Source organism: Allostigmatella hybrida (assembly GCF_020103775.1).
GTDB classification, from domain to species: Bacteria; Myxococcota; Myxococcia; order Myxococcales; family Myxococcaceae; genus Hyalangium; species Hyalangium aurantiaca.
The window spans coordinates 41902-62038 of sequence record NZ_JAHXBH010000004.1 but is presented as its reverse complement, the minus strand read 5'-3'; the positions used below and the strand labels follow the sequence as shown (position 1 = coordinate 62038).

Below are 20137 nucleotides of genomic sequence, written 5' to 3'. Positions count from 1 at the left end.
GCTCAGTGCCCCGACGCGCCGGCGGCGCCGATGCCCGTCTCCGAGCGCACTTCCTGGGCCAGGTAACCGGCCCGGTCCTCTGCTGCGCGCGGGCTCTTGTCCAGCAGCGACACCACCCAGATGGTGACGAACGCCAGCGGCATGGAGAAGAGCGCCGGCGACGTGTAGGGGAAGAGCGCGCTGCCGGGCGGGTTGCCGAAGGTGGCCTCCCACACCGAGGGCGACAGCACCGTCAGGGCGAACGCGCTGATGAGCCCAGCGAACCCGCCGATGAACGCCCCGCGCGTGGTGCAGTTCTTCCAGAGCAGGGACATGATCAACGCCGGGAAGTTCGCCGAGGCCGCGATGGCGAACGCCAGCGAGACCATGAAGGCGATGTTCTGCTTCTCGAACAGGATGCCCAGCAGCACCGCCACGATGCCCAGCAGGATGGTCGTCACGCGCGACACCTTGAGCTCCGAGCCCGGCGCGGGCTTCCCGTTTTTCAACACGGTCGAGTAGATGTCGTGGGACACGGCGGAGGCGCCCGACAGCGTCAGGCCCGAGACCACCGCCAGAATCGTCGCGAAGGCCACCGCCGAGATGAACCCGAGGAAGGCATTGCCGCCCACCGCGGAGGCCAGGTGCACGGCCGCCATGTTGCCGCCGCCCAGCAGGCCGCCCTTCTCATCCAGGAAGGCGGGGTTGGTGGACACCAGCACGATGGCGCCAAAGCCAATGATGAACGTCAGGATGTAGAAGTACCCAATCCACGTCGTGGCCCAGAAGACAGACTTGCGGGCCTCCTTCGCGTCCGGCACCGTGAAGAACCGCATCAGGATGTGCGGCAGCCCCGCCGTGCCAAACATCAGCGCCATGCCAAACGAGATGGTGGAGATGGGATTGCTGACGAAGTTTCCGGGCGACATGATGGATTGCCCTCGCCGGGCGGCCTCCTCCAGCGGCTTGCCGGACGCCGTGGCCAGTTCCGTCTTGATGCGCACCGCCTCGGAGAAGAGCTTCTCGGGCGAGAAGCCATAGTTGTACAACACCATGAAGGCCATGAAGGACGCGCCCGACAGCAGCAGGCAGGCCTTGATGATCTGCACCCACGTGGTCGCCGTCATGCCGCCAAAGAGCACGTAAACCATCATCAACACGCCGACGATGATCACGGCGATCCAGTACTCGAGTCCGAAGAGCAGCTTGATGAGCTGGCCCGCGCCCACCATCTGCGCGATGAGGTAGAAGGCGACGACCACCAGCGTGCCCGAGGCGGCCAGGGCCCGCGTGGGGGTCTGCTTGAAGCGGTACGCCACCACGTCGGCGAAGGTGAACTTGCCCAGGTTCCGCAGGCGCTCGGCCATGAGGAACGTCAGGATGGGCCAGCCCACCAGAAAGCCGATGGAGTAGATCAAACCGTCATAGCCGCTGGTCATCACCGCGGCCGAGATCCCCAGGAACGAGGCGGCGGACATGAAGTCCCCGGCGATCGCCAGCCCGTTCTGGAACCCGGTGATGCCGCCGCCGGCCGTGTAGAAGTCCGCCGCGGACTTCGTCCGCTGGGACGCCCACTTGGTGATCCACAGCGTCGCCGCCACGAACACCGCGAACATGACGATGGCGGTCCAGTTGGTGGGCTGCTTCTCCAGCGTGCCCAGGTCCCCCGCCGCCCACGCCGGGGCCGAGGAGAGCAGGAGCGCCAGGCCCGTGAGCAGCGCGCGCGTGCCCATCACTTGGCCTCCCGGACGATCTCGTCGTTCATCCGGTCGAACTCGGAGTTCGCATGGCGCACGTACACGCCCGTGATGAGCACCGTGAAGACGATGACCCCCAGGCCAATCGGGATGCTCAGCGTGGTGACGCCCTCGCCCACCGTGCGCGCCAGGAACTCCCGGTTGAAGGCCACCAGGAAGATGTATCCGTAATACACAACCATCATGACGGCGGTCAGGCTCCACCCCAAGACAGACCGCTTCTTGACCAGGTTCTGATACTTAGGGCTTCTCGCAATCTCTTGCGCTTTTTCCGGAATCATGAGCCTCCCCATCCCTTGTTGAGTGGGGCGCATAGGAGCACGCACCCCAGCCCTAAACAAGGCGGAGGGGCTTACGTGCCGCAGCCGGGCGCGGGCCCCGGGCCGGTGCCGATGCGCTGCACCGCCCAGGCCTGGGCCACCGCGAACCAGTCCTGGGCGTTCACGAGGGTGTTGAGGGCGTGGCCGGCGCCCTGCAGCACGTGGCCCTCGACACAAGGCACGTTGGGCCCCAGCCGGGGCGCCTCCATGGCCACCAGCGCCTCCGCGCTGGTGCAGTCCGCGCCCAGGAGCGACGGCCCACAGAACAGCCGGTCCTCGGTGCCGTTGAACAGCAGCACCGGCACCCGGATGTCCAGCGGCCGGGCAAGAATCAGCGGGAAGGTGTCGAACTCGCTCAGCGTCACCGTGCCCTTGGTCTTCTCGTCCTGCGCCAGCACCTCGGGCGTCACCTCGCCCGGCTCGTAGAAGGTGCGGTAGCGGGTGTTGGGGCGCGTGGTGAGGTAGGCCAGATCGTAAGAGCCCCGGCCCCAGAAGGCCGGATCCAGCGCCGCCGGCATCAGCGGGGTGAGGACCCGCGCCAACGTCTCGGGCGAGATGGAGTGGCTGACCCCGCTGAGAATCACGCCATCCACATCCTGGTAGTCAGAGGCCGCGTACCAGGCGGTGAAGGAGCCGTAGGAGTGGCCCACCAGCAGGACCTTGGCGAAGCTCACCGTGTCCGAGGCGCCCATGCGCCAGCCGTTGCGCAGGGCCTGCACCACCTGGTGAACCACATAGGCGTTGGCCTCGATGGTGACGAGCAGCCCCAGCGGGCGGGAGCTCTCGCCGCTGCCGATGCGGTCGATGGCCAGCGTGGCGAAGCCCGCGTTCAGCGCCGCGCTCACGTAGGAGTACCGGTTGCTGGGGCCGGCGGGATCCGGAAAGTCCCAGTACTGGTGCGAGTAGGTGATGCCGTGCACCAGCAGCTGCACCGTGGAGGGCGTCTGCCCCGGCGGAAGGCACAGCTTGGCGAACACCCACTCGGTGACGGGAAGGCCGGGGTAGAGGGCCACCGGCAGCCTCCGGCTCTCACACCGCTTCGCGGCGATGGAGGCTTCCGCGCTGGGGGCCCCCACGGCGAGCAGGCCCAACAGCAGCAGGCGCAGGACGGCTTTCACGACACTCGGCTGGGCGAACATACACACGGCTCCCGCAGCTGCGCTGGGACAAAGGTCGGGGGCCGGTGTCGTACATGAATGCCTACTTATTATGGCCTTATTGGATTTATACAATGAGTGCGTATAAGAAGCAACCGCTCGTTCTCCCGGAGGGAGCCTTTTGAAGCGAGATGACTCTGTTCAGGCGTTCACGTCCGGCCTCCTGGCCCTGTCCGGCGAGCCCGCCGCGACGGCCCAGGCGCACTTCGGGCAGCGCTTCGAGTTCCAGGAGCTGAAGAAGTCCCAGGCCGTCTCCCTCGGAGGACGGGGCCCGGGGGGTGACGAACTGAGCTACGCCGCATGGCTCCAGGCGCTCCGGACGGAGGGGCTGCGGGGGGTGCGCTTCTACTGGGGCGCCAAGCCCGCAGACCCGTCCCTGCCCCCCCACGTGGCGGCGGCCTTCGCGGGGGTGCGCATCCTGCTCTTCCAGGTGGAGACCGCCACCGCGGCGCGGACCTATGAGCTGCAAACCCGGCAGTCGCCCCAGGTGGCCCTCCCCCCCGCGCAGTTTGTCGAGCTGATGGACGCCCAAGAGCAGAAGGCGCTCCTGTGGGAGCGGGTGCGGGAGCTGGTGCATGAGTCCAACGCGCTGAACAGCCGGCCCGCCGTCGCACCCGGCCAGGCCGCGGCGTACCTGCTCAGCCCCGAGGGCGCCGAGGTGTACGACTTCCTCGTCATGGACCTCTGCCGGGAGGTCCAGCTCGAGTGCCTCGTGAGGGAGACGCCGTTCCGGATTCCCCCGCACCTGAAGGACGCGTTCTACCAGCCGGATTTCTCGTTCGGGCTGCCCGAGAGAGACCCCGTCTTCCTGTATCCGGAGAAGCAGGACGTCTCCGCGCAGGAGGTGCGCGCGTTGATCCAGGCGCAGCCCTTCCCGCCCGCGGACATCTGGGCCCGGGCCGACGCGAGGCTCCGGGAGTACACGGATCCGGCCCTGCTGCCCGCCTCCCCCGGGGCGTGGCCCACGGCGCTGGACGGGCTGAGCGACGCGCTGAAGCGCAGCGTTCCCCAGGCGGTCTGCGATGCCATCCGCACCCTGTGCGAGGAGCAGCAGAAGGAGCCCGTCATTCCCGAGGCCTTGAAGGCCAGCTTCGGCCCGGATGAGCTCGAAAAGAAGCGGGCGAAGGCCCGGGGCCGGCTGAGCGGGGGCGAGCAGTGGCAGCTCCAGGATAACCCCCAGCCGTGGCAGCTCGTCTTCTTCGAGGAGGTTCCCGGCGCCGCGCCCACCGAGCCGCCCGTGGAGGCCGCCCAGGCGAAGGCCCGCTTCCAGGAAGCGCTCCAGGCCATCGAGGCGTTCGCGGCGCGCCTGGACTTCCCCTTCGCCGAGGCGTTCCGCCTGGGGCTCGCCCTGCTGGAGCAGGACTTTCCTCGCGGAGACTTTGACGAGGCCCATGGCCAGCGCGCCGTGGAGGCGCTCCAGGCGAAGGGCTTCTCGGACCGGGCCCAGGAGAACTTCCAGGAGGTCTTCTCCTTCGCGGAGGACCTGAGGATTCTGCGCTGGCCGGCGGAGCGGATCCTCGGCTTCCTCGCGGCGTCGGTCTCGGACGTCTTTGGCGGCATGGGCTCCTGGAACGACCTGCCCCTGAACGAGGCCGATGGCGAGGAGAACGAGCGCCTCTCCGCGGAGCTCTTCCGGTCGATGAAGGACTACGCCGCCGCCCTCCAGTCCTGGGTCAAAGCGTGAGGAGAAACGCGAGCAGGTCATCCTGCTCTCGCGGGGTGAGCGCCCGCGCGTTGCCGTGCGCGGGCCCGGACGTCTCCAGGAGGGCGCGCAGCGGAAAGCGCGTCTCCACCACCAGCCGGTCTCCGCTCACCGCGTAGCCCGCCGCCGCGCTGGTCAGCAGGGGCCACACATCCCAGGTGCCCACCAGCGCGGGAGGCGCCGCGCCCGGGACGAGCTCCTGCTGCTCCAGGCGCAGGGGCAGCGCCACGGGCGTGCCCACGTCCGGGTAGCCCCCCCGCGTCTCGGGTGCCTGGTCCAGCGTGAAGAGCGGCGCGGGGTGGCACGCCGCGCACCCGGCCTTGCCCTCGAACAGCGCCCGGCCCTCCGCGGGCCGCCCCGTGCGCCCATCCGGCAGCTCCAGCGCCTCCGGCGGCGCCCCGTCCTCGCCCACGTGGGGATTGGGCAGCAGGGGAATCAGCGCCGTGAAGAGCGTGAGGGCTTCGACCTCCGCGCCGGTGAGCTCCGGGTTGAAGTAGCGGTTGCGGTTGCCCACCGTCCGCACCGTCTCCGCCAGGCTGCGCGTGCTCGCCGGGGTGAAGTACGGCGGCGTGTCCCGGCTGCCCCGCACCGTGGTGGAGCGGTAGATGCGCATCGGGTGCGTCTTCTCGAAGAAGACCCCGCCCGTGTGGCCCTCCAGGTGGCAGGCGTCACAGCTCATCGCCTTGCGCCCCATGTCCGCGTAGTAGAGGACCTGTCCCAACCGGCGCTTGGCCTGCGTATGCATCGGCGTCACCGGAAGCTGGCGCACCACGCGGGCCTGGCCCTCCCGCGCCCGCGTCACGTCCACCTCCGCCAGCGTGCCGGTGAAGCGGTTGAGCACGTAGAGCGTGCGCCCGCCGGGCGCCAGCGCCAGCGCCCGGGGGCCCGCGTGCAGCTCGGCCCCCGCGCGCCCGTTCGTCCCGTAGTCCTCCGCCGGGCGCGCCAGGGGCGTCCGCTCGGGCAGCGGCATGGGCAGCTCCTGGAGCAGCGCGCCGCGCGCGCCCGCGTCGCTGGCCACCAGCCGCCGCGCGTCCAGCACCCGCACGAGCCCCAGGGCGATGTCCGCCGCGTAGAGCACGCCCGCGGCCTCGTCCAGCGCCAGCCCCTCCGTCACCCCCGCGCCGAAGCCCCGGTGCCGCACCACCTCGCCGCGCGTGGGCGAGAGCACGCTCACCCCGCCGTTGGCGCTCACCTCCATGCGCTCGGCGTTCGGCCCCACGTTGGGCCCGAGGCTCGCCAGGAACAGGCTGCCCAGCCGCGTCCCCGCCACGAGCCCTCGCGCCGCCTTGCCCCCCATCACCTGCGCGGAGAAGCGCTCCGTCTCCCCTCCGATGATGGGGATGCCGGGCTTCGGCACCAGCGTGGACACGGGCGCGCCATCCTCCTGGCGCAGCAGCTCCACCTGCCCCGTCTGGAGGCTCCCCACCGCCAGCAGGCCGTTCCACGGCGCGAGCGCGCGCGGGTTCGGGTCCACCGCCGCCCGCCACCGCTCGTGCCCGTCCTTCAGGGACAGCGCCCGCACCGTGTCCTTCACCTGTTCGGCGAGGAAGGCCACCTCCCCCGGGGACTCCACCACCAACCCCACGGTCCCCACGGGCGCGGGCAGCACGCGGGGCGCGCGCTCCAGGGCGTCCAGGGCGTAGAGCCGCAGCTCGGGGATGAAGCGGTGCGCCACCGCCAGCCAGGGGTGCCCGCCCGCATCATTATATGTGGCCAGCGCGCTGGGCCCGTCCCCCACCGCCAGCGGCGTCACCTGCCCGGTGGCCAGCTCCAGCGCGAACACCGTGTCCGTGGGCGCCGAGGCGATGAAGGCCACCCGGCCATCCGGCGACAGCGCCAGCTCCGTCAGGTCCGGGAACGCCGCGTCGTTCACCAGGTCCAGGCGCTTCTCGCCCTCGGGCGCGGCCCCGCCGTCCGCCACCAGCCGCACCGTCACGTTCACCTGGGGCTGGTCCACCGGCAGCGCCAGCCCCGCGGGGAGGCGCGCGTACGCGTGCCGTGCATCCACCACCTTCAGCGGCAGCTCGCGCGACAGCGGAGGCCCCAGCGCCAGCCGCATCCCGGGCGCGAGCCCCTCGCCGTACACCGCCAGCGGCTGGGAGGTTTGGTTGCTCGTGAGCCACGGCCCCACCGCGCTCAGCCGCGCGCGGGGCACCGGGGGCGGCGCCGCGCGCGGGGACACGGCGAGCACGCCTCCCACTGCCAGTGGAACGGCCAGCACCGCGAACACCGCCAGAGCGCGTCTCATGTGGGGAACACCGTCGCAAACACGGCGCGAGACTCCCCCTTTCCAGCCTTCTGGAAAACCCCTTCCTCCTCACCGTGGGGTGTTCTCCCCAACTGGGGGGGACACCCCTCTACAGCGAATCTCGTCCCCTCGGTGAGCAGCCAGGCGCGTGCGTTGACAGGGCGGTACAACCATCGCTTAACCTGGAAGTCCGAATGCGACGCTTCCTTCTCGGCCTTCTCGTCGCCAACCTCCTTGGCTTCTCTCCCCTCCCCCTCGCCAGTCCGGAGGCATGGGCACAACGCAGCCGCTCCAAGAGCACCTCGAAGAGCCGCACCTCCAAAAAACCCTCTTCCAAGAGCGCCCCCCGGGCCGTGCCCCGGCTCGACGCGAAGCCGCTGGAGAGCACAGCGCCGGCCGCCTCCTCCGCCGGGGAGTCCGCCGGCGCCGCGGCCGCCCCCAGCCGGGGCCCCGCGCGCATCGATTTCGATGACCGGCTCATCCAGGGCCAGACGAACAAGTCCGGCGCGGTGTATCTCTATGACCGCAAGGAGCTGAAGACACGGTCGATGATCCGTGAGCGGGAGAGCTTCCGTTCCGAAACCCTCAGCACCGTCTATGACCCTTAGGGTCCCGCCCCAGCCACCCGAAGGGAGAGTCTCCGTGAGCGGTCAACCCTCTGTCCTCCAGGTCGTCATCCTCCGCGATGGGCTTCTCATCGGCACGGAGGTCTTCGTCCCTGGCTCTTACGCCATCGGCTCGGATCCGGGCTCGGACCTGGTGCTGGACGATGCCTCCATCGAACCGCGCCATGCGGTGCTGTATTTCCAGAACGGGCGCTCGGCCATCCAGGACGCGGGCACCGTCTCGGGCGTCTACGTCAACGGCCACCGCGTCACCGCGTGTGAGATCCGCCCCGTGGACGAGGTGCTCTGTGGCCCCTTCGTCCTGAAGACCCGCGTGCTCTCGCAGCGCCCGGACGCCAAGCCGCAGCCCCCGCCCGAGGTGGCCGCCCTGCTCGGCGCGGCCCCCGCCCCCGCGGCCCGGCCCGCCCCGGCCCCCCGGGCGCCGCTGCCTCCCGCCGGCGGGGTGACCACCGCGCCCCAGTGGGGCACCACGGAGGCTCCGCCCGAGATCTCCGTCTCCACCGTTCCCATCGCCTACGCGCCCGCGAAGCCGGCCGCCCCGGCGCCCCCCGCGATGGCGCCGGTCATCGTCGAGACGCCGCCCACCGGGCCCTCCCGGGGCGCTCGCGGCGCCTCCCTCCAGGCCAGCCCGGCCGCGGCCCCCCGCCCGGTGCCCGTCCCCATGGCGGCGCCCGCCCCCGTGCCCGCAAGCACGATGCCCTCCGCGCGCCGCCGCGCCGCCCCAGAGGCCCCGCGGGCCGAGGAGTCCCTGCCCTCGCTGATGCTGGCCGATGACCTCCTGGACGGTCTCGACCTGGACACGCCGCCCGTGCCGGAGGCGAAGCCCGCGGTGAAGCCGGCGGCCAGTCCCCTCCGGGCGCCGCGCATGGCGCCGGGCAAGGGCCCCGCGCAGCTCTACCTGGAGCTGTACTGGGGCACCGTCCGCCGGGAAGCCATCCGCTTCCGTCCGGGCAAGAAGCCCCTGAAGGCCGCCAGCGACGCGAGCGCCGGCATGCCCCTGTGGGGCTTCGCCCTGCCCGAGGAGGCCTTCACGCTCGCCGAGTCGCTCAACGGCGCCTACCGCCTCTTCGTGCCGCCTGGCACCGGCGTGGAGCGCGGCGGCGCGGATGGGCGCTTCCAGGCGCTCAACGCCACGGGGCTCGAGTCCGACGGCAACCGCCGCTTCGTCACCCTGCGCGAGGGCGCCTCCGTGCGCCTGACGCAGGGGCAGATGTCGCTGGTGGCCTACGCCGCGCCCGTGCCCGAGCGCGTCTGGGTCAACCCGCTCAAGGGCCTGCCCTGGCTGGCGCTGGCGAGCTTCGCCTTCTTCACCACGGCCCTGGGCGCCTTCCTCGCGCTGAAGCCCGCGCTGCCCGAGGCCCCGGACTTCACCCAGAAGAACCTCCCGCCCGTGGCGCTGCGCCTGCTGATGCCCGAGCCGAAGAAGAAGGAGGAGGCGAAGAAGAAGCTCGAGGCCATCAAGCAGAAGGCCAAGCCCAAGGAGACGCCGCAGAAGGTGGCCGAGAAGCCCACGCCCAAGCCCGTGGAGAAGGCGCCCGTGGCCAAGCCGAAGGACGTGGCCCCGCCCCCGCCCGAGTCCCGCGCCCTCAAGGCCCTGGCCAAGCTGTCGGCCGCCGGGCCCGCGGCCAACGACTTGCTGGCGGCGGTGGACAAGCTGGGCAGCGGCCCCGGCGCCAAGAACGCCAAGGCGTCCAACTACAAGCTGGCGGGCCTGATTGGCAAGGCGCCCATCGCCAACGCGGGCCTGGGCACGTTCGGCCTCGCGGGCGGCGGCAAGGGCGGCGGCGCCACGCTGGGCGCGGAGATTCTGCGGGGCAAGGGCGGCGGCGGCATCGGCGCGCTGGGCGCGGGCGGCGTGGGCAAGGGCAAGGTGGGCGGCACCGTCACGCGCGCCACCGCCCGCAGCGTGTCCGCGGCCCAAGGCAGCATCGACCGCGAGGCCGTGGCCAAGGTCATCAACAGCCACCTCCAGGAAGTCCACGCCTGCTACGAGCGGGCCCTGCTCAAGGATCCGGGCCTCGCCGGCAAGGTGGTGCTCGAGTGGACCATCGGCGGCAACGGCCGCGTGGCCGCGGCGAAGACCAAGTCCTCCACCCTGCGCAACAGCGCCGTCGAGTCCTGCATCCTCAGCAACCTGAAGACGTGGGCCTTCCCTTCCCCCAAGGGCGGCGTCGTCATCATCACCTACCCCTTCCTCTTCAACTCGGTCGGCTACTGACGCGGAACCCCCTTCCGCCTCTCCCCGCCGGCCCCCGTCTGGAATCCCCTGTGCGATACGCCCTGCTTGTCCTCCTGTCCCTGGTGCCCGGCCTTGCCTTCGCGCAGGCCGAGGCGCTCGAGAACCCCGGTACCGTCTCGGCGGTGCAGGACCGCCTGTACCGGCTCAACCACGAGCTGACACTGGGGGTGGGGGCGCTGCCCGCGGACGCCTTCTACAAGGGCTACTTCGCGGCCCTGGGCTACACGTACCACTTCTCCGACAGCTTCGCGTGGCAGGTGGGCCGCGGCGCCTACAGCTACAACGTGGAGACGAGCCTGCGCCGCCAGCTCGAGCGGGACTTCGGCGTGGCGCCCACCGCCAACGCCTTCGAGGACGAGGTGCAGTGGATGGTGGGCTCGGACGTGGTGTGGAGCCCCTTCTACGGCAAGACAGCCTTCCTCAACCGGCGCGTGCTGCACTTCGAGGCGTTCGTGCTCGCGGGCGCCACCGTCTTCAAGCTCAACCGGGATGATGGCTTCCGGCCCGCGGCCAACATCGGCGTGGGGCTGCGCCTCTTCACCTCCCAGCACATCTCCTTCCGGCTCGATGTGACAAACAACATCCTGTTCGCCGGCGCCTCGCGCATCGTCAACGTCCCCACCTTCCAGCTCGCCACCGCCTTCAACTTCGGCGCCACGGAATGATGTCCCGCACCCTGCTTGCCGCGCTCACGGGCGCCGCGCTCCTGCTCCCCCCCGTCACCGCCCGGGCCGCCCCTCAGGCCCCGGAGGCGGCTGCCTCCACGCCCGCCCCGGCCCCAGCCGAGGCTCCCGCCGCCCCGGAGGAACCCGAGGCCGCGGCGGCCCCCGAGAAGGTGGACCCGCGCCTCTTCGATGAGGCCCTGAAGAAGTACTTCGACGGCAACCCGCGCGGCGCTGCGGGGCCCCTGTTCGCCTGGCTGTCGGCCGCGCCCCGCACGGACGACAACTACGCCTGGGCGCAGTACTTCCTGGCGCGCAGCCTCGTGGACCTGGGGCTCACCCACGCGGGCGCCACATACCTGGGCCGCATCGCCCGCGAGCGCTCCAATCCCAACGTGCTGCCGCGCGCGCTGGAGGCCCTGCGCGAGCTGACGGACCGGCCGCACGATGAGGTGATGATCGACGAGCAGGTGTTCGGCGCCATGGACCTGGGCTTCCTGGAGCAGGAGGCCGGGGCCTACGCGCACTACCAGCAGGGGCTGGTGGACCTGCGCGTGGGCAACGAGCGCTGGGCCCACACGCACTTCGACAAGCTGGAGCCCACCAGCGCCGAGGCCAGCCGCGCGAAGTTCGCCCTGCTCGTCACCCGCCTGCGCACGGTGAAGGAGCCCCCGGAGGAGCTCATCCAGGACTTCCTCGCCCTGTCCGAGGACGAGAAGCTCACGCGCGAGGCGCGCAACGAGGCGGCGCTCGCGGTGGCCCGGCTGCGCTACGAGCGCACCGACTACCCGGGCGCGCTGGAGGCCTACGCGCGGGTGAAGCTGCCCATGTTGGACCCTGGCCGGGCCACGCTCTACCTGGAGGAGGCGTGGACGCGCTACAAGCTGGGAGAGCTGCGCGCCGCGCTGGGCATCCTCACCACGCTGGATGCGCCCTCGTTCCGAGACGAGTTCCTGCCGGACAAGTACCTGCTGCGCGCGCTCATCTACCGCGACCTGTGCCACTACCTGCCCGCCAAGCGCGCGGCGAAGGAGCTGACGCGCCGCTTCGCGGACTCGCTGGAGTCCATCCGCTCGCGCGAAGACTTGACGCAGGATGTGCGCCTGCGCCGGGCCGCCGCCGCCCACGGCAACACCCAGCGGGCCGCGCGCTTCAAGGAGCTGCTGGAGCTGGAGTCCGAGCGGCTGGGCCGCTACGCGGGCAGCTTCGGCGAGCGGCTCCAGGGACACCTCACCAAGCTCTATGCCTTGTCGCTGGCCGAGTCCGAGCGCGTCTACCAGGCGCGGCTCGGCGAGGCCGTGCGCCAGGAAGCCGACACACTCTTGCGCGCCGCCGAGCAGGTGCGCCTGATGGAGTACGAAGTGGGACTGAAGTTGTATGAGCGGGTGAAGCGGGGCGCCAAGGCCCCGGTGCCGCCCGAGGAAGAGCTGCTGTCGCCCGCCCAGGTGGCCTTCCGCTTCGGCGGGGAGTACTGGAACGACGAGCTCCGGGACTACCGCGTGCGCATCGAGAGCCGCTGCATCGAGGAGACGCCATGAGCGGCACCCTCGGCAGCCTCCTCGCCGCGGCGCTGCTCACCGCCGCCCCGGCCTCCTCCTCGCGCGGAGGAGACCGCGCCTTCAACCCCATCGTCTCCAAGGCCAAGGAGCGCGAGGAGATGATCGCGCGGCTCAAGCGCGACATCTTCAAGGTGGACCGCTCCATCGGCGAGACGGAGCGCCTCATCGCCAAGAGCCGCAACGCCCCGTACCTGCCGGACCTCCAGTTCCGCCTGGCGGAGCTGTACGTGGAGAAGAGCCGCTACGTGTACTACCTCCAGGCCGAGTCCCGGCCGGAGGGGGCCACCGGCGCCATCGTCTCCCCGGAGACGCGGCTGATGAAGAACAAGGCGGTGCAGATGTACTACCGCCTGCTGCGCGAGTACCCGGACTTCCACGACGGGGACAAAGTCACCTTCTACCTGGCGCACGAGCAGCGCGAGCTGGGCCAGTTCGACGAGATGCTCAAGACGCTGGGGGAGCTGACGCGCAAGTACCCCTCCAGCCCCCTGCGCCTGGAGGCTGAACAAATTCTCGGCGACCACTTCTTCGACAAGGCGGACCTCGCCGAGGCGGAGAAGCACTACGCGGCCATCCTCGCCCTGCCGCCCTCGCCGGTGCATGACCTGGCCCGCTACAAGATGGGCTGGATCCGCGTGAACCAGGCCCGGCACGCCGACGCCGTCGTCTTCTTCGAGGCCGCCGCCGCCAGCGAGCCCCTGCCCGGCGTGGACGCCAAGAAGGCGCTCAACGTGAAGCGCGAGGCGCTGCTCGACCTCGTCTACAGCTACACCGAGGCCCGGCCCGCCAAGGGCGCGCTCAACTACTTCGAGAAGCTCAGCGAGAGCCGCGCCACGTTCGCGCTGGCGCTGGACAAGCTGGGCAACCGCTACTTCATCAAGCAACAGTACGAGTACGCCATCCCCGCGCTGCGCAAGCTGATGGAGATCCAGTTCGACCCCGAGCTGGACCTGGAGCGCGGCCAGAAGCTGTACGACGCGCTCAAGGCCTCCAAGGGCAAGGTGATGCCGGAGCCCACGGACATCCGCTTCCTGGTGCGCTCGGCGGTGCAGAGCAAGACCGATCCCGAGCTGCCCGAGCCCGAGCGCAAGAAGTACCTCGCGGAGCTGGAGGAGATGGCGCGCGACCTGTCCACGCAGCTCCACCTGGCGGCGCAGAAGAAGGACGACAAGGCGCTCTACGTCACCGCCGCGGCGGCCTACCAGGAGTACCTGAGCCTGTTCCGGCCGGAGCAGTACGTGCGGCCCATCATGAAGAACCGGGCCGAGGCGCTGTTCGCCTCGGGCGCCTTCCCGGAGGCCGCGCGCCAGTACGAGGAACTGGCCCGCTACGAGGACAAGGCCAAGCAGAAGGACGAGAAGGCGGCGGGCGAGGCCGTGTACGCGGCCCTGCTCTCGCACTTCTCCACGCTCAAGCCGGAGGAGGCGCAGAAGCGCACCGCCTTCGAGGTGGCCGACGCGCGCCAGGCGCTCAAGCTGCTGGGCAGCAACTACATCACCCGCTTCCCGCAGAGCCCCAACGTGATGGAGGTGCGCTTCAACATCGCGCGCGCCTACTACGAGGACGGCGACTACCCGAAGGCCTCCGAGCTCTTCACCGCCTTCGCCCTGGCGCACCCCAACCACAAGGACGCGCCCGCGGCCGGCAACCTGGCGCTCGACAGCCTGCGGCAGATCAACGACTTCAAGGGCCTGGAGGAGACGGGCAAGAAGTTCATCGGCACCGCGCTGCCCGCGAAGTTCCAGGAGGACGTGCGCCGCATCCTCACGCAGAGCCGCGCCGAGGCGCTGGACGAGCTGGCGCTCCAGAGCGCCCAGGAGACGGGCGACGTCATCCAGGGCCTCACCCAGGTGGCCGAGCAGAACAAGAACACGGAGATCGGCGAGAAGGCCCTCTATGGCGCCTTCACCGCCGCGCGCGAGAAGCGGGACTTGGGCAGCGAGCGCGAGCTGGGGGCGAAGCTGCTGGCCGACTACCCCAAGAGCCAGTACCTGCCCGACGTGCTGCTGACGCTGGGCCGCCACGCGGCGGAGGCCGCGGCCTTCGACGAGGCGGCGGAGTGGTTCGAGAGGGTGGGCCAGAAGCTCGGCGCGGACGTGACGGGCGTGGACGGCTGGCTGAACGCCGCCCGGCTGCGCCTGGCGCTGGGCGAGTACAAGGAGGCCGCGCGCAACCTGGAGGCCGCCTCCGAGGTGGCGGGCCCGCGCAAGGCCGAGGTGCTGGTGATGCTGGCCGAGACGCGCCTGAAGCAGAAGGACCCCGCGCGCGCGAAGCAGTCGGCGGAGCTGGCCCTGGCGCTGGACAAGACGAGCACGGGCGCCGCCGCCATCCTCGCCGAGGTGCAGGCCACCACCGCGCCCAAGGAGCCGCCCGACAAGCTCATCTCCACCCTCACCACCGCCGTGCAGGGCCCCAACGGGCAGACGGAGGAGGCCGCCAAGGGCCTGTGGTACCTGGGAGAGATTCTCTACCGCGGCTACAAGGACCTGCCCGCCGACCAGGTGGAGGAGAAGGTCGCCTCGCTCCAGGGCATGGAGGGCATCTACACGCAGGCCGCCTCGCTCGGGTACCCGGAGTGGGCGGTGGCCTCGCTGTGGAAGCTGGGCCTGGCCTATGGGCACCTGGCGGACGTGGTGGACGCCACGCCCCCGCCCGCGGGCCTGTCCGCGGCGGAGGCCAAAACCTTCCAGACGGCGCTCAAGGAGCAGGTGGCCCCGCTGCGCACCCGCGCGGAGGATGCCTTCAAGGCCTGTCTGTCCCGCGCCGAGCAGCTGGAGGTGTTCAGCGCCGCGGTGGTGGGCTGCCGCTCGCGGAGCGAGTCGGCGGCGCTGCCGGTGCCCGCGAGCGGGGCGCCCGCGCGGAGCGCCGCGGTGGACGAGCTGCGCAAGAAGGCCGAGGCCACGCTGTCCGCCGATGCGCTGGAGGCCCTGGGCATGGCGTACCTGGAGAACCACCAGTACGCGCGGGCCCAGCTCACCTTCGGCCGGGTGACGGAGCTTCAGGACACGCGCGCCGGGGCGCACAACGCGCTGGGCTGGGCGCTGCTCAACCAGGGCGATGCCATGAGCGCGCGCGAGGCGTACGCGCGGGCGCTGGAGGCGGACCCCACCTACGGCAAGGCCCGGCTGAACCTCGCCGCCCTGCGCTGCCGCTTCGGCGACGCGGCAGGCGCCAAGCGCGAGCTGTCCGTCCTCAAGGACCTGGCCTCGCTCACGGGCCCCGACGTGGACGCCGCCTGGAAGGGCTGCAAGTGAGGTCCTCGCGCACTACTCCGGGCCTGCTCGCGGGCCTGCTCGCGGGCCTGCTGGGGGCGTGCGGCGAGGGCCCCCGCGTCGAGGGCAGCGTCAGCCCGCTGCTGGACTTGCGCTACGAGCGCGCCGAGGCCCAGGGCACCCCGGAGGAAGTCTCCGTGCGCTTCATCACCCCCCAGGGCGCCGGGGAGAACACCATCCTCAAGGTGACGGCGAAGCGGGAGAACCTCACCTTCGCGCCGGGCACCCCCATCGATTTGACGGAGGCGCTCGGCACCCCGCCCTCCGAGGTGCAGCGCGGGGAGGTGAGCCGCAGCGTGCTGGACGAGCCCGTGCGCGGCTTTCCCCGCATCGCCCGGGGCACGCTCACCTTCCAGAAAGACTTGCTGCCCGGCACGAAGGTGTCCGGGGACTTCCACGTCACCTTCGTCCAGGGCACCGACGTCTATTCCGGCCGCACCCTCTTCGGCCACTTCGAGGCCACCGTTCCATGAAGTGCATCCTCCTGCTCACCCTCCCCCTGCTCGCCGCGTGTGGCCCGCGCTACGGCATGCGCGTGCCCGACGGCTTGGTGAAGAAGCTCCCCTACGAGACGCGCATCGAGCTGCTGGAGGCGGAGAATGACCTGGCGCTCGCCATCGACCGCGTGGACGAGGCGGGCAACGAGATTGTCCGCGCGCGCGACAACATCCGCCGCGCCCGCTCCCGGGCCCAGGCCGCCGAGGCGGAGCTGGACCGGGCCGAGGACGCCGTGTCGAAGGAAGTCGCCCAGCTCACCATCGACGAGGCGGAGGCGCGCGTGAAGTACCTGCGCGCCAAGCAGCACCTGAACGTGGCGCTGCTGGACGTGGAGCAGCTCGCCCTGCGGTGCGCCTTCGCGCGCTTCGAGCTGGCGCGGGTGACGGCGGCCCGCAAAGCCAAGGTGGAAGGCAGCGAGCGCCTGGAGCCGAAGGAATTCGAGGAGCAGGTGGCCGAGTGCGACGCGGAAGTGAAGGAAGAGCGGGCGGAGCTCGGCAAGGACACCTCGGACGAGACCCAGGCGCGTGAGGCCTGGGAGGCGCGCAAGGCGGCGCTGGCCAAGAAGACCTTCGACGCGGCGGCAAGCCCCTACGTGGAGAACCTGTGATGATGACTCGAACCGGTGTCCTCGTTCTCCAGTTGCTGACCGCCGCGCCCCCCGCCCCGGCCCCTCCCGCCCCGGCCCCGGCCGTGGCCGAGGAGGCCCCCGCGCTGCCGCCCGAGGCGGAGTCCCTCTACAAGCTGGGCACGGCCTTCCTCGCGCAAGGACAGCCCAAGCGGGCGGTGGCGCCCCTGACGAAGCTCTCGGAGCAGATGCCCGAGGTGGTGCCCGCGCGGCTGGCGCTGGCCCGGGCGCTGCGGCTGTCCGGGGACATGGAGAAGGCGCGCGCGCTGCTGGACAGCGCCATCGCGGCCTCGCCCGAGGAGCCCACGCTGCGCGCCGAGCGCGGCCTGCTGGCGCGGGTGCTGGACGAGACGGACGTGGCCATCACCCAGTACTCGGTGGCCTGTGAGCTGGCCCCAACCGACGCCGAGCTGCGCTTCAACCTGGGGGAGACGCTCCAGCGCGCCGCCCGGGTGGACGACGCCATCGAGGCTTACCGGGAGGCGCTCAAGCTGGACGAGGGGCTCACCGTGGCCCGGGTGAACCTGGGCAAGGCCCTGGCCGAGAAGGGCCGCCTGGCGGAGGCCAAGGAGGCGCTGGCCGCCGCCACCGAGCGGGCCCCCTCGGACGCGGAGGCGCGCTACAACCTGGGCGTGCTGCGCATGCGGGAGAACGACCTGGCGGGCGCCATGGGCGACTACCGCAAGGCCCTGGAGCTTCAGCCCCGCCACGCGCCGGCGCACAACAACCTGGGCGTGGCGCACGACGAGCTGGGCCAGCACGCCCTGGCGGTGGAGGCCTTCAAGAAGGCCATCGCCGCGGACCCGAAGTACGCGGAGGCGCACTTCAACCTGGGGCTCGCCTACTTCCGGCTCGGGGACAACGCCCGGGCCACCAAGTCCTTCGAGAAGGCGCTCCTCCTGGAGCCGCGCCGCTCCAGCGGGCCGTACACCCAGCTCGGCCACCTCTACCTGCTCCAGGGCAAGAAGGACCGGGCCATCGAGGCCTTCCAGAAGGCGCTCGCGGCCAGCGGGGAGGACGGGCAGAAGACGACGGAGGCGCACCAGGGCCTGGCCCGGGCCTACCTCGCCAAGGGCCGCGTGGACGACGCGGTGGCCGCATTGAAGACGGCCGTGGAGGAGTTCCCCAAGGACGTGGGCGCGCGCGCGGCCTACGGGGATGCGCTGAAGGCCCGGGGCGACCTGGACGGCGCCCTCGCCCAGTACGAGCAGAGCGTGGCGCTGTCCCCCACCCCCGAGGCGCGCCTGGCGCTCGCGGACGCCTATGCGCTCAAGCGCGTGAGCGCCAAGGCCCAGCCCCTCTATGAGGCGCTGTTGAAGGAGGAGGCGGGCCACCGCGCGGCGAAGCTGGGGCTGGCGGACCTGTACCTGGCCATGGGGCGCTACGCGGAGGTAGAGCAGCTCCTGCAGCCCCGCGACGGCGAGGAGGCGGACACGGCGGCCCTGGCGCGGCTGGGCATCATGCACTCGCGCCTCCAGCGGCCGGACAAGGCCCTGGCGCTGCTGGAGCCGGTGGCCGAGAGGGACCCGGCGCAGCTCGACGCGCGCGCGGAGCTGGGCCAGCTCTACCTGCGCGGGGGCGACAAGACCAAGGCGGCGCGCGTGCTGGGAGACGTGGTGGCCACGGAGCCCCGGCACCCGCTGGGCCTGCTCTACCTGGGCCAGACCCTCTACGCCCAGGGCAAGACGAAGCAGTCGGAGAAGTCCTTCCGGGCCGCGGCCGAGGCGGACCCGAACGCCGCCGAGCCGCACAACGCCCTCGGCCAGCTCCTGGAGGCCGCGGGGAAGCTCGACGAGGCCCGCAGGGCGTACGCCCGGGCCGTGGAGCTCCAGTCGAACCACGCCGATGCGCAGGCCGCCCTCCAGCGGCTGGGCAGCAGCGCCGCGGCCTCGGCTCCCGCGCCCTGAGTTACGGGGTGGCCGGGCTGGCGGAGGGCGTCCCTCCGCCGAGCCGCCCCTTCAGCGCATCCCACCCCTGGGAGCCCGCCTCGCGCACCACCTCCTCGGGCTTCACCGCCGCGAGCCCCTGCTGCGTCTGCTCCAGCCACGCGAACGGCGCGAGCATTTGCAGGGCCCGCTCCTCGCCCAGCACGCTGGTGAGGAGCGTGTCCACCCCTCCGGCCCGGGCCACCAACGCGCGCGCCAGGGGAATCACCGCCCGCTCTTTCTGGAACAGGGGAATGCGCTTGCCGTGCGTGCGCAGCGACTGCGCGCTGGCCTGGAGCTCCGCGCGCGTGGCCTCGTCCACATAGGGGCTGATCGCCAGCCGGTCGAGGCTCTCCGCCGCCTCCGCATAGCGCTCGCGCTGCAGGTGCACGAAGGCCATGGCCCACCACGTCAGCTCGTTCTCGATGCCCAGCCGCGCCAGCGATTGCAGCGCCTCGTCCACGTCGTCCGCGGCGGGCTCCTCGCGCTTCAGTTGCATCCGGTTCCAGGCCCGCAGGAAGTACCCCGTGGCCCGCAGGAACTCGCGCGACTCCAGCAGGTCGCGGGCGAGCTGCGCGGTCTCCTGGCTCAGGTTCCCCAGGGGAGGCAGCGTGGCGGGAAGCCGCTCCACCTCCGCCAGGTACGCGGTGAGCTCCTCCTCGGCGGCATAGTGGTAGCCCGCGTTCAGGAACGTCATGCCCCGGCCCCCCCGCGAGACGGCCCGCAGGGCGCCGGGCCACTCCGGGCGCGGCACCGCGCGTGAGAACTCGTAGAGCGCCGGCTCGGCCAGGGGGAAGGTGTTCTTCTGGTCGAGCGTCTCCATCGCCGTCACCGCGATGCCCACGAACAGGTGCTCCATGCCCGCGTCGTAACCGGGCACGGACAGCGCTCCCCACCGGCTCCCCGCCCGCCGCGCCTGCTCCAGGAACACGGGGAAGTCGTCCTCGTCGTGCTCCCGGAGCGTCTGCTTCGCCCGGTAGAAGGCCACGGCCAGCCGCAGGTAGACCGCCGCCATGCGCTGGGCCTCCTCCACCGTGGCGGCCTTGGCGGGCAGGGCCGCCGTCTCCTGGACCATCCCCCAGAGCGCCGTGACGGCCTCCGGCTCGCGGCCCGTGCCCTGCGCCCGCGCCGTCAGCTTGAGCGCGCGATAGGGCACCAGCGCGGTGGAGTCCCGGATCCGCTCTTCGATCTCCGCCCGCTCCCGCGCGGCGCGCTCGGCATCCGTCGGGCGGCAACCGCTACAGGCGGGGAGCACCCCGAGCAGCAACAGCACCGATACCTGAAATGTATGACGCAAGGGGTCACTCCTGTCTCATCACCTCTTTACCCCAAGAAGATCCGCACACGCTGTGAGCGCCTTCACACGGCCGGGCGCTCGTTTCCCTGTACCCTTTTGGCAATCACATCCATGCCTGGCCGGGAGCCCCGGTGAAACAACGCAACACATTGAATTCATGATTCTGCCTGGGCAGGGAGGCGCCAAGGGCACGCTCCTCGGAGGAAATGAGGAGCATTTGCCGGTGCCTCCGGAGATACATCCTTGCTACAATAAATTTTGAAACGGCCCG

14 protein-coding genes are annotated in these 20137 nt (G+C 71.2%); 9 read left to right on the top strand and 5 right to left on the bottom strand.

Features of this window, described 5'->3' with window-relative positions; translation table 11 throughout:
- Positions 1-2 precede the first annotated feature (2 nt).
- The 3 genes from KY661_RS09235 to KY661_RS09225 all read right to left on the bottom strand — a co-directional run bounded on the left by KY661_RS09235 (position 3) and on the right by KY661_RS09225 (position 3195).
- Entirely contained in the window at positions 3-1712 is a 1710-nt protein-coding gene (locus tag KY661_RS09235; RefSeq protein WP_225409858.1) for a cation acetate symporter, read from the bottom strand.
- Positions 1712-2017, bottom strand: a complete 306-nt coding sequence (locus KY661_RS09230; protein ID WP_225409857.1) for a DUF485 domain-containing protein — start codon at positions 2015-2017, stop codon at positions 1712-1714. The genes KY661_RS09235 and KY661_RS09230 overlap by 1 nt, the downstream gene beginning before the upstream one ends.
- Positions 2018-2088: 71 nt before the next feature.
- Positions 2089-3195 (bottom strand): alpha/beta hydrolase, encoded by a 1107-nt coding sequence (locus tag KY661_RS09225; RefSeq protein ID WP_225409856.1) that lies wholly within the window; start codon positions 3193-3195, stop codon positions 2089-2091.
- A 139-nt stretch (positions 3196-3334) separates the two neighbouring features.
- On the opposite strand from KY661_RS09225, the gene KY661_RS09220 reads away from it, so the two are divergent.
- Positions 3335-4897, top strand: a complete 1563-nt coding sequence (locus tag KY661_RS09220; RefSeq protein ID WP_225409855.1) for a hypothetical protein — start codon at positions 3335-3337, stop codon at positions 4895-4897.
- Here KY661_RS09220 and KY661_RS09215 read toward each other — a convergent pair.
- Positions 4887-7163 carry an NHL repeat-containing protein gene (locus tag KY661_RS09215; RefSeq protein WP_225409854.1) on the bottom strand — a complete coding sequence of 759 codons (2277 nt, stop codon included), beginning with the start codon at positions 7161-7163 and terminating at the stop codon, positions 4887-4889. The genes KY661_RS09220 and KY661_RS09215 overlap by 11 nt on opposite strands.
- Before the next feature lie 194 nt (positions 7164-7357).
- Here KY661_RS09215 and KY661_RS09210 point away from each other — a divergent pair, with 194 nt between their 5' ends.
- Genes KY661_RS09210 through KY661_RS09175 form a run of 8 tightly spaced genes read left to right on the top strand, consistent with a single transcriptional unit; the run spans position 7358 to position 18551 of the window.
- Positions 7358-7771 (top strand): hypothetical protein, encoded by a 414-nt coding sequence (locus KY661_RS09210; RefSeq protein ID WP_225409853.1) that lies wholly within the window; start codon positions 7358-7360, stop codon positions 7769-7771.
- Between the two features lie 34 nt (positions 7772-7805).
- On the top strand, positions 7806-10007 hold the full coding sequence (locus KY661_RS09205; RefSeq protein WP_225409852.1) for an AgmX/PglI C-terminal domain-containing protein: 2202 nt from the start codon (positions 7806-7808) through the stop codon (positions 10005-10007).
- 50 nt (positions 10008-10057) lie between these two features.
- The gene (locus KY661_RS09200) at positions 10058-10693 is read left to right on the top strand and encodes an outer membrane beta-barrel domain-containing protein (protein WP_075004384.1); all 636 of its coding nucleotides are present in this window, start codon (positions 10058-10060) and stop codon (positions 10691-10693) included.
- The gene (locus KY661_RS09195) at positions 10690-12228 is read left to right on the top strand and encodes a hypothetical protein (RefSeq protein ID WP_225409851.1); all 1539 of its coding nucleotides are present in this window, start codon (positions 10690-10692) and stop codon (positions 12226-12228) included. The genes KY661_RS09200 and KY661_RS09195 overlap by 4 nt, the downstream gene beginning before the upstream one ends.
- Complete coding sequence (locus tag KY661_RS09190) at positions 12225-15503, top strand: tetratricopeptide repeat protein (RefSeq protein WP_225409850.1); 3279 nt, start codon at positions 12225-12227, stop codon at positions 15501-15503. Before KY661_RS09195 ends, KY661_RS09190 begins: the two co-directional genes overlap by 4 nt.
- Positions 15500-15994 carry a hypothetical protein gene (locus KY661_RS09185; RefSeq protein ID WP_225409849.1) on the top strand — a complete coding sequence of 165 codons (495 nt, stop codon included), beginning with the start codon at positions 15500-15502 and terminating at the stop codon, positions 15992-15994. The genes KY661_RS09190 and KY661_RS09185 overlap by 4 nt, the downstream gene beginning before the upstream one ends.
- On the top strand, positions 15991-16626 hold the full coding sequence (locus KY661_RS09180) for a hypothetical protein (protein ID WP_225409848.1): 636 nt from the start codon (positions 15991-15993) through the stop codon (positions 16624-16626). Before KY661_RS09185 ends, KY661_RS09180 begins: the two co-directional genes overlap by 4 nt.
- A 2-nt stretch (positions 16627-16628) precedes the next feature.
- Positions 16629-18551, top strand: a complete 1923-nt coding sequence (locus tag KY661_RS09175; protein WP_317987246.1) for a tetratricopeptide repeat protein — start codon at positions 16629-16631, stop codon at positions 18549-18551.
- Between the two features lies 1 nt (position 18552).
- Here the strand turns inward: KY661_RS09175 and KY661_RS09170 are convergent, their stop codons facing one another.
- Complete coding sequence (locus KY661_RS09170) at positions 18553-19866, bottom strand: hypothetical protein (protein ID WP_225409846.1); 1314 nt, start codon at positions 19864-19866, stop codon at positions 18553-18555.
- Between the last annotated feature and the right edge of the window lie 271 nt (positions 19867-20137).